This window comes from Streptomyces panacea (assembly GCF_040560175.1).
Classification (GTDB): domain Bacteria; phylum Actinomycetota; class Actinomycetes; order Streptomycetales; family Streptomycetaceae; genus Streptomyces; species Streptomyces panacea.
This window is the reverse complement of sequence record NZ_JARJHW010000239.1, coordinates 1-9,870: the sequence shown is the minus strand read 5'-3', so window position 1 is coordinate 9,870 and position 9,870 is coordinate 1. Positions and strand designations below refer to the sequence as shown.

Below are 9,870 nucleotides of genomic sequence, written 5' to 3'. Positions count from 1 at the left end.
GGCCGCACTCCCGCCGGACCTGCGCGCACTCGCCGCCAGGCACGGCCTGACCGAGAGCGGCGCCCGGCCCTCGCTCCCCGCGTATCTGCGCGGGCTGCACTCCCGCCGCCACTTCGTCACGGCCTTCGCCACCGCCCGGCTCACCTCGCAGTACAGCAAGGCGAAGCTCGGCCAGCTCTGGCAGATCATGACGCCGCTGCTCAACGCGACGGTCTACTACTTCATCTTCGGCGTCCTGCTGAACACCAAGCACGGGGTGCCCGACTTCGTACCGTTCCTGGTCACCGGCGTCTTCATCTGGACGTTCACGGCCGGCACCATCACCGCCGGGACCCGTGCCATCTCCGGCAATCTCGGCCTCGTACGCGCCCTGCACTTCCCGCGCGCCTCGCTGCCGCTCGCCTTCGCCCTCCAGCAGCTGCAACAGCTGCTGTTCTCCCTGGGCGCGCTGACCGTGATCCTGGCCGTCTTCGAGCAGTACCCGAGGCCGGCCTGGCTACTGGCCGTGCCCGCCCTCGCGCTCCAGACCGTCTTCAACACCGGGCTCGCGATGATCTTCGCGAGGCTGACCGCGTCGACGCCCGACATCGCGCAGCTGATGCCGTTCCTGCTCCGCACCTGGATGTACGCGTCCGGTGTGATGTGGAGCCTCGACACGGTCTTCAAGAACCAGGACATCCCGCGGGTGGTCCGGCTGGCGCTCGAGTGCAATCCGGCGGCCGTCTACATCGACCTGATGCGCTTCGCGCTCATCGACAGCTTCACCGCCGGTCAACTCCCGCCCCACGTCTGGCTGGTCGCCACCGGCTGGGCGGTGCTCGTCGGGGCCGGCGGATTCCTGTTCTTCTGGCAGGCGGAGGAGAAGTACGGCCGTGGCTGAGACCGAGCGTGTTCCGACCGTCGTCGTCGACGGCGTCCACATCACCTACAAGGTGCACGGCACCAAGGGCGGCAGAGGCAGCGCCACCTCGGCGCTCAGCCGCATCGTCTCGCGCCGGCAGAGCCCCGGAGTGCGCGAGGTGCACGCCGTACGGGGCGTGAGCTTCGTCGCGTACAAGGGCGAGGCCATCGGTCTCATCGGCTCCAACGGCTCGGGGAAGTCGACGCTGCTCAAGGCCGTCGCCGGGCTGCTGCCGCCGAGCGGGGGCAAGGTCTACACGCGGGGCCAGCCCTCGCTCCTCGGCGTCAACGCGGCGCTGATGAGCGACCTGACCGGCGAGCGCAACGTGATACTCGGCGGGCTCGCGATGGGCATGACGCGGGCGCAGGTCAAGAGCCGTTACGCCGGCATCGTGGAGTTCTCCGGCATCAACGAGAAGGGGGACTTCATCACGCTGCCGATGCGCACGTACTCCTCCGGCATGGGCGCCCGGCTCCGCTTCTCGATCGCGGCGGCCAAGACCCACGACGTGCTGCTCATCGACGAGGCGCTGTCCACGGGGGACGCCCACTTCCAGAAGCGCAGCAAGGAGCGCATCGCCGAGCTGCGCGCGGAGGCGGGCACGGTCTTCCTGGTCAGCCACAGCAACAAGACGATCACCGAGACCTGCGACCGGGCGATCTGGCTGGAGTCGGGAACGCTCAGGATGGACGGCCCGGCGAAGGACGTCGTGGCGGCGTACGAGGAGTTCACGGCCACCACCTCGAAGAACCGCAAACGCTAGCCCCCCGGCCGGGCCCTCGACCGCCGGGCATTCTCAGCCCGCCCGGCGGTTGAGGACGAACCGGCCGCCGGACGAACCCCGGCAAACCAATCCGCCCCCACCACCAGCACCCGTCTCTCGACCGGGCGGGGCCGGGCCGGGCCACTCAAGCCCGCCCCGTAACCCCAGCCCGTCCGGCGCTCGAGAACAGAACCCGCCCCGGCGACCGGCTTACGCGTGCGTCCGCAGCAGCGTCCGCATCGTCCGCATCGCGACCGACAGATTCGCCAGGTCGAAGGAGTCCGAGCTCTGGATCTCCTCCAGCGTGGTCCGTGAACGCCCGAGAATCGCCGCGTTCTTCTGCTCCCACGCCTTGAAGCGCTCCTCCGGCGTCGACGTCCCGTTGCCGACGGACAGCACGTCCGACGTCAGGGCGGCGTGCGCCGCGTACAGGTCCTCGCGGATCGACGCGCGGGCCATGGACTGCCAGCGGTCGGCCCTCGGCAGCTCGATGATCCGATCCATCAGCTGTGTGATCCGCAGCCGGTCCCCGAGGTCGTAGTACACCTCGGCGACGGCCAGCGGCTCCTTGCCCGTACGGTCCGCGATCTGCACGATGTCGAGCGCCGGGAACGCCGCGGAGAATCCGGCGACCCGCAGTGCCAGCTCGTCGGGCACGCCCACCGCGGTGAGCTCCTCCACGATGTTCTGATACCACTCCAGGTCCGCGCCGCGCAGCAGTTGCGGCAGCTGCTGCCACACCTGCTCCACGCCTTCGGCGAAGAACTCGACCGTGCCCGCGATCTCCACCGGCTGCGGCCGGTTGCCGAGCAGCCAGCGGGTGCCGCGCTCGACCAGTCGCCGCGCGTGCAGCCGGATCCGGGTCTGGACGTCGGCGCCCACGGCGTTGTCCAGCGCCTCGACCGCGTCCCAGACCGCGCCGAGACCGAAGATCTCCCGGGCGGCTGTCTGCGCCCGTACGATCTCCTCGATCGACGCCCCGGTCTCCTCGCGCAGCCGGTGCAGGAAGGTCGAACCGCCCGCGTTCACCGTGTCGTTGACCAGAACCGTCGTGATGATCTCGCGGCGCAGCGCGTGCGCCTCGATCTGCTCGGCGAACTTCTCGCGGAGCTGCGCGGGGAAGTACGCGTACAGCAGCTTGCGCAGATACGGGTCGTCGGGCAGCTCGGTGGAGATCAGCTCGTCGGCGACGGTGATCTTGGTGTACGCGAGCAGCACGGCGAGTTCGGGCTGCGAGAGCCCCTTGCCCGAGTTGAGGAGCTCCCGGATCTGACGGTCGGTCGGCAGGAATTCGAGCGCCCGGTCGAGATTGCCGTCCCGCTCCAGGCGGCGCATGAACCGCTGATGGGCGTGGAGCAGGGAGGGGGCCTGGAGGACCGCGTTGGCGAGTGCGGTGTTCTGCGCGTAGTTGTTGCGCAGGACCAGCGTGCCGATCTCGTCGGTCATGGCCGCCAGCAGCTTGTTGCGCTGCTTGACGGTCATGTCGCCTTCCGTCACCAGGCCGTTGAGCAGGATCTTGATGTTCACCTCGTGGTCGGAGGTGTCCACGCCCGCGCTGTTGTCGATGGCGTCGGTGTTGATCCTGCCGCCCTGGCCGTCGGCCCCGCGCCGCGCGAACTCGATACGGCCGAGCTGCGTCGCGCCCAGGTTTCCGCCCTCGCCGACGACCTTGGCCCGCAGGTCCTCGCCGTTGATGCGGATGGCGTCGTTGGCCTTGTCGCCCACGTCGGCGTTCGACTCGCCGGACGACTTGATGTACGTACCGATGCCGCCGTTCCACATCAGGTCGACCGGGGCCTTGAGGATCGCCCGCATCAGATCGGCCGGCGTCAGCTTGGCCACGCCCGCGTCGATGCCCAGCGCCTGCCGCACATGTGCGTTGACCGGGATCGACTTCGCGCTACGGGGGTGGATCCCGCCGCCCTGGGACAGCAGCGACTTGTCGTAGTCGGCCCAGGAACTGCGCGGCAGGTCGAAGAGGCGGCGGCGCTCGGCGAACGAGGTGGCCGCGTCCGGATTCGGGTCGATGAAGATGTGCCGGTGGTCGAAGGCGGCGACCAGCCGGATGTGCTCGGAGAGCAGCATGCCGTTGCCGAAGACGTCGCCCGACATGTCGCCGACCCCGGCGACGGTGAAGTCCTCGGTCTGGGTGTCGTGGCCCAGTTCGCGGAAGTGCCGCTTGACGGACTCCCAGGCGCCACGCGCCGTGATGCCCATGCCCTTGTGGTCGTAACCGGCGGAGCCGCCGGAGGCGAAGGCGTCGCCGAGCCAGAAGTCGTAGGCGATCGCGACCTCGTTGGCGATGTCGGAGAAGCTGGCGGTGCCCTTGTCGGCGGCGACGACCAGGTACGTGTCGTCCTCGTCGTGCCGCACCACGTCGGCCGGGTGCACGACCTCGCCCGCCACCATGTTGTCGGTGATGTCGAGCAGCGCCGAGATAAACGTCTTGTAGGAGGCGATGCCCTCGGCGAGCCAGGCGTCACGGTCCACGGCCGGGTCCGGGAGGTGCTTGGCGACGAAGCCGCCCTTGGCGCCGACGGGCACGATCACCGTGTTCTTGACCATCTGCGCCTTGACCAGGCCGAGGATCTCCGTACGGAAGTCCTCGCGCCGGTCGGACCAGCGCAGACCGCCGCGGGCGACCTTGCCGAAGCGCAGGTGCACGCCCTCGACCTGCGGCGAGTAGACCCAGATCTCGTACGCGGGGCGGGGCGCGGGCAGGTCGGGGATGGCCTGCGGGTCGAACTTCATCGACACGTAGCTGTGGTGCTTGTCGACGGTGCTCGCCCGGCCCGTCCCGATCTTCCGGTCGTGCCCCTCGCTGGCGCTCTGACCTCTCTTGACGCTTCCCTCGCTGGCGCTCTGGCCCCTCCTGACGCTTCCCTCGCTGGCGCTCTGGCCCCTCCTGACGCTTCCCTCGCTGGCGCTCTGGAAGAAGTTCGTCCGCAGCGTGGCCTTGATGACGGTGAGGAACGACCGCAGGATCCGGTCCTCGTCGAGACTGGCGACCTGGTCGAGGGCGCCGGTCAGCTCTTCGAGGAGCCCTTCGATCAGCTCCGTACCGGCGCGCTGGCGGTTGGGCGCCATCCGGGCCTCGAAGAGGGAGACCAGCAGCCGGGTGGTGTGAACGTTGTTACGGAGGGTGTCCTCCATGTAGTCCTGGCTGAAGGTCGCCCCGGCCTGGCGCAGATACTTCGCGTAGGCGCGCAGCACCATCGCCTCGCGCCAGTTGAGCCCGGCGCGCAGCACGAGGGAGTTGAAGCCGTCGTTCTCCGCCTCGCCCGTCCAGACGGCCGCGAAGGCGTCCTGGAAGCGCTCGCGGGCGTCCTCGGCGAGATGGTCGTCCTTGGTGTGGCCGTTCTCGCCGCGCGGCATGCGCAGCCCGAAGTCGTAGATCCAGGCGTGCGCGCGGTCCACGCAGCGCAGCTCGTACGGCCGCTCGTCCACGACCTCGACACCGAGCTGCTGGAGCACCGGCAGGACGGCGGAGAGGGAGACCTGCTCGCCCGTGCGGTAGATCTTGAAGCGGCGCTCGCCGGGGCCGGCGCCGACCGGCTCGTAGAGGGAGAGCGCGAAGTCCTTCTCCTCGCGGCTCAGTTCCTCGACGCGTACGAGGTCGGCGACGGCGGAGCGCGGCGAGTGGTCCGCCTTGTAGCCCTCGGGGAAGGCGTTGCCGTAGCGGCGCAGCAGCTCGGCGGCGCGCTCCTCGCCCAGCTCGGCGTTGAGCGCCTCACCGAAGCCGTCGGCCCAGGAACGGGCGGCCTCGACGAGCCGTGCCTCGATGCGGTCGACGTCCGGGTCGGTGAGCCCGGCCAGCTCGGTGCCCTGCGGGACGCGTACGACGAAGTGGAGCCGGGAGAGGATCGACTCGGTGTTCCAGGCGGTGAAGTCGACGCTGGTGCCGCCCAGCTCCTCCTTGAGGATGTCGATCAGCCGCAGCCGGACGCCGGTGGTGTAGCGGTCGCGCGGCAGGTAGATGAGGGCGGAGTAGTAGCGCCCGTACTCGTCCTGACGGAGGTAGAGGCGCAGCCGGCGCCGCTCCTGGAGGTACAGGACGCTGGTGACGATGGAGCGCAGCTGGTCGACGGGCGTCTGGAACAGCTCGTCGCGCGGGTACGTCTCCAGGATCTGCATCAGGTCGCGGCCGTCGTGGCTGTTCGGCGAGAAGCCGGCGCCCTCCAGGACCTCGGCGACCTTGCGGCGTACGACGGGCACGCGGCGTACGGACTCGGTGTACGCCGCCGAGGAGAAGAGGCCCAGGAAGCGGCGCTCGCCGACGACGTTGCCCTTGTCGTCGAACTTCTTCACGCCGACGTAGTCGAGATAGCTCGGGCGGTGCACGGTGGAGCGGCTGTTGGCCTTCGTAAGGATGAGCAGCTTGTGCTCGCGGGCCTTGGCGCGCGCGTCGGCCGGCAACCGGTTGAACGACGGGCTGACCGGGTGGGCCTCGTTGTCGGTGTGCCGCGGGTCGGAGCGCAGGATGCCGAGGCCGGTGCCTGGCACGGCGGTCAGGGAGTCGTCACCCGTCAGCTCGTACTCGCGATAGCCGAGGAAGGTGAAGTGGTTGTCGGCGAGCCAGCGCAGCAGCTCGCGCGCCTCCTCGACCTCCTGGTCGCGCAGGTCGTCGGCGGTCGGCTCGCTGGGCAGCTCGTCGGCGATGCGCAGCGCGGACTCGCGCATCTTGTCCCAGTCCTCGACGGCCTCGCGGGCGTCGGACAGGACGCGCTGGAGGTCGGAGGTGATCTGCTTGAGATCGGACCGGTCGGTCTCGCGGTCGATCTCGACGTGGATCCAGGACTCGATCAGGGTGTCGTGAGTCAGCTCGGCGCCGTCGCCCCGGCTCTCGGGAAGGACCTCGATGAGCTTGCCGGTGACATCGCGGCGCACCAGGATCTGCGGGTGGATGACGGCGTGGATGCCGCGGTTCTGCCGGGAGAGTTCGTTGGTGACCGAGTCGACCAGGAACGGCATGTCGTCGGTGACGACCTCGACGACCGTGTGGGTGCAGGTCCAGCCGTTCTCCTCGACGGACGGCGTGTAGACGCGCACGCTGGCCGTGCCCTGCGGACGGTCCTCCGCCAGGCGGTAGTGGGAGAGCGCCGCGCCGTAGATGTCGACCGGATCGCGGTCGGCGAGATCGTCCGGTGCGGTATGCAGGTAGTACTTGTGGAGAAAGGCGAGCAGCGTCTCTTTGTCCGGACGCTTCTCGTCGTACGTCTCGTCGTCGGTCGCCGTCGCGGCCGAGTTGTTCCGGGAGGTGCCCCCCAGACCCCCAGCACCCCCGGCTGGGCTGTTCTCAGCGACCCGGGCCGCCCGTGCGAGCAGCTCGGCCTTGGCTTCGTCCAGCTTGGTCTGCATGTCCTCTGGCTCCTGTCGCGCGCCATTGCGTGACGTCGATGAAAGAAGCGACACAACGCCACGACGCGGGGTGTCCGGTCTGAGTCGACGCTATGCCGCGATGAGAGATGTCCGGGACGTTATTGGCCAAACTTGACGGCCACGCCGGATTGTGGAGATCAGCGAGGCCCGGGGCGCTGTGGCACTCCGGGCGCGGGCCGGGAGCTTCGCTGCTCCCACGGCATATCGCACTGATCACGGCCCCAGGCTATCCCGCCGCACCCCTGACCCGTCATGAACCGCATATGTACAAAAGAAGGGCGAGAAATTTGCCGGTCCGGCCAGTGACAAGTGGCCGGTGGCGGGGGCGCTGCGGAGATTGACGGTCAGCGCGCGATGCTCTGCGCGAGATCGACGGCCGCGGCGAGACTGTCCACTACGGGCACCCCGACCTCCTCCAGGCTCTTACGGCTGTGCGATCCGCCGGTGTAGAGCACCGCGCGGGCTCCCACATGAGCGGCGGCCAGGGCGTCGTCGACCGCGTCACCGATGACCACCGTGTGGGCCGGGTCTATCCGGCCCTCCTTGGCGAGCGCGGCCAGATGGCGCTCCATGTGCACGGCCTTCGTGCCGCCGGAAGGCCCCGTCCGTCCGTCGACCCGGACGAAGTGCTGGTGAATCCCGTAGCCCCGCACGACGGGCACCAGTTGGTCGTGCTCGTACATGCTGAGAATCGACTGGCTGCGGCCGGCCAGCGTCCACTGCGTCAGCAGCTCCTCGACACCCTCGGTCAGCACGCACCCGACGCGCCGCTCGACGTAGTGCCGGTGGAAGGTCTCGTCCATGATCAGCCACTCGGCGTCCGTGGGGAGGCGGCCCATCAGACGCTCGTAGAAGACCGGGATCGGCATGCAGTACAGATCCCGGTACCGCTCGGCGGTGATCGGCTCCAGACCGATCTCCGCGAAGCTGGCGTTGGTCGCCCCGATGACCGCGCCGAAGTCGTCGAGCAGAGTGCCGTTCCAGTCCCAGACCAGATGTGTGTCGCGCTTCCCCATGCCGGAAACGTTACCGGCCGGGTCTGACAACGCGCCGCGGAACTGCTCGCGGCGCAGCCGTGCGCGCCGAAGTCCTACGCGACGATGCCCGGGATCTCCTGGACCCCGAACCAGAGCAGCTCGTGGTCCTCGGCGCCGTCCACCGTGAACTGCGCGTCGTCGTCACCGTGGTCGGCCGCGCCCAGCGCCGCGGCGGCGGCGGACACGTCGTCCTCGGCGCCGTCCGCGTCGATGTGCGCGGCGGCGGCCTTGGCCAGGGGGACGGCCACGGCGATCCGCACCTCGCCGAGCCCGGCGGAGTCCACCCCGCGGTCGGGGTCGGCGGCGGCGTCCTTGTCCGGTACGTCGACGGCGACCACGACCCGGCGCCGCGCGGCGGACGGATCACCGGCGATCAGCCGGAGCGAGGCGGCGGCGGCGCGGTTGAGGGCCGCGTACTCCAACTCCTCGATGTCGTCGGAGAGATACCACTCACGCAGTCCGGGCGTCACCGCGTAGGCGGTCAGCGGCCCAGGACCCAGCTCGCCCGTCTTGTGCGCCTCGGCGAGACCGGGAAGGGTCAGAGGGACGTAGACGCGCATGCGATGACCGCTTTCGTAGTCGGGTGAGCGGCTCAAGGATACGTGCGGCACATCCGGCCGGTCCCTCGTCGGGGTGACACTGCGGAGCCGTTTCACGCCCACTCGAATACGCAGAGTGACACCTCCAGCCCTGGCCCGGCCTGCCCGGCCACACGGACAGGTGACACCCGCCACACGCGGCGCCCCGGAATCCGGCCCTTGCGACGGTGGCGGATGCCCCGTAGAAGATCCCCAACACAAGTTACTGCCCGGTAACGCAAATACGACCGGGCCTGCGGAACGGGGGCGATCTGCGTGAGCGACACAGAGACCAGCAGGACGAACGACAGGGCGGCGGCCCGGACGGTCGCCACGACCCGGCCACCGGCCAGGCGCGACCCACGCAGGCCGGGCCGCGTGGTCTCCCAGCGCCGCCAACCCTGGCTCCAGCCGCACGAGCGCTTCGCCGAACAACTGCTCGCGGTCCTCAGCGGCCTTCGCCCGGTCCACTCGATGCTGGGCCAGACGATCGGCGAGGCGTACGACCAACTCGTCCACCTGGCCCCGAAAACCCCACTCCGCGCCCGCAACACGACCCCGGTGATCCGCACCTGCCGGGGCTTCCACCCGCGCCCGGGAGTGGTCGAGGCGTGGGCGGTCGTCGCGGCGGGGGACCAGGTCCGCGCGATGGCGTTCCGCCTGGAGCAGTCCCCGGACCTCCGCTGGCGCTGCGCGGCGGTGGAGGTAGCACCTCGCCCCAGCCCGAGGTAACGGACCAGCCTCACCCTCAGGCGCCGCGCACCCGTCCGGCGCTTGGGGGCACGCCCACCACCGACGAGCCCGTACGACGCCCGAGACCACACCCGGGTGCCGGCGGACCCGTTCCGGCCCGTCGGCACCCACGCGACCCGTCCGGTGTCCGAGGGCACCCAGCCTCCGGTTGGCCACACTCTCAACCCGCACGGCGAACACCCGGCCCGCCCGGCGGTTGTGAGACCGCTCGCCATGGGCTGAACACACTCCGGCCTGTCGGCACCCACCCAGCCCGTTTTACGGCCCACCCAGCCTGTCCGGGGTCCGAGACCACACCCACGCCGACGGACCCACTCCAGCCCGCCCAACGGCCCACTCGGCCCGTCCGGGGGTCCGAGACCACACCCACCGCCGGACGGACCCACTCCAGCCCGTCCAGGGGTCCGAGACCACACCCACCGCCGGACGGACCCACTCCAGCCCACCCAACGGCCTGTC

Annotated in this window: 6 protein-coding genes; 3 read left to right on the top strand and 3 right to left on the bottom strand. The window is 69.9% G+C overall.

What is annotated here, in order from left to right:
- The first annotated feature begins 19 nt into the window (after positions 1–19).
- Together P3L51_RS32925 and P3L51_RS32920 are read left to right on the top strand one after the other, a co-directional pair.
- Positions 20–880 carry an ABC transporter permease gene (locus tag P3L51_RS32925; RefSeq protein ID WP_354609010.1) on the top strand — a complete coding sequence of 287 codons (861 nt, stop codon included), beginning with the start codon at positions 20–22 and terminating at the stop codon, positions 878–880.
- Positions 873–1,664, top strand: a complete 792-nt coding sequence (locus P3L51_RS32920; RefSeq protein WP_354609009.1) for an ABC transporter ATP-binding protein — start codon at positions 873–875, stop codon at positions 1,662–1,664. Before P3L51_RS32925 ends, P3L51_RS32920 begins: the two co-directional genes overlap by 8 nt.
- Positions 1,665–1,874: 210 nt before the next feature.
- Here P3L51_RS32920 and P3L51_RS32915 read toward each other — a convergent pair whose 3' ends face one another.
- The 3 genes from P3L51_RS32915 to P3L51_RS32905 form a co-directional block, all read right to left on the bottom strand.
- Entirely contained in the window at positions 1,875–7,022 is a 5,148-nt protein-coding gene (locus tag P3L51_RS32915; RefSeq protein ID WP_354609008.1) for an NAD-glutamate dehydrogenase, read from the bottom strand.
- A 365-nt stretch (positions 7,023–7,387) separates the two neighbouring features.
- Positions 7,388–8,059: an HAD family hydrolase gene (locus P3L51_RS32910; protein ID WP_354609007.1), complete on the bottom strand. Its 672-nt coding sequence runs from the start codon at positions 8,057–8,059 to the stop codon at positions 7,388–7,390.
- Positions 8,060–8,133: 74 nt separating this feature from the next.
- Complete coding sequence (locus P3L51_RS32905; protein ID WP_354609006.1) at positions 8,134–8,640, bottom strand: DUF6912 family protein; 507 nt, start codon at positions 8,638–8,640, stop codon at positions 8,134–8,136.
- 294 nt (positions 8,641–8,934) lie between these two features.
- On the opposite strand from P3L51_RS32905, the gene P3L51_RS32900 reads away from it, so the two are divergent.
- Entirely contained in the window at positions 8,935–9,390 is a 456-nt protein-coding gene (locus tag P3L51_RS32900) for an Rv3235 family protein (protein ID WP_354609005.1), read from the top strand.
- The last annotated feature ends 480 nt before the right edge of the window (positions 9,391–9,870 follow it).

Excerpts from the sequence above, each read along its gene's own strand:
- P3L51_RS32910 (WP_354609007.1), bottom strand. The coding sequence starts at position 8,059 with ATGGGGAAGCGCGACACACATCTGGTCTGGGACTGGAACGGCACTCTG.
- P3L51_RS32905 (WP_354609006.1), bottom strand. The coding sequence starts at position 8,640 with ATGCGCGTCTACGTCCCTCTGACCCTTCCCGGTCTCGCCGAGGCGCAC.
- P3L51_RS32915 (WP_354609008.1), bottom strand. The coding sequence starts at position 7,022 with ATGCAGACCAAGCTGGACGAAGCCAAGGCCGAGCTGCTCGCACGGGCG.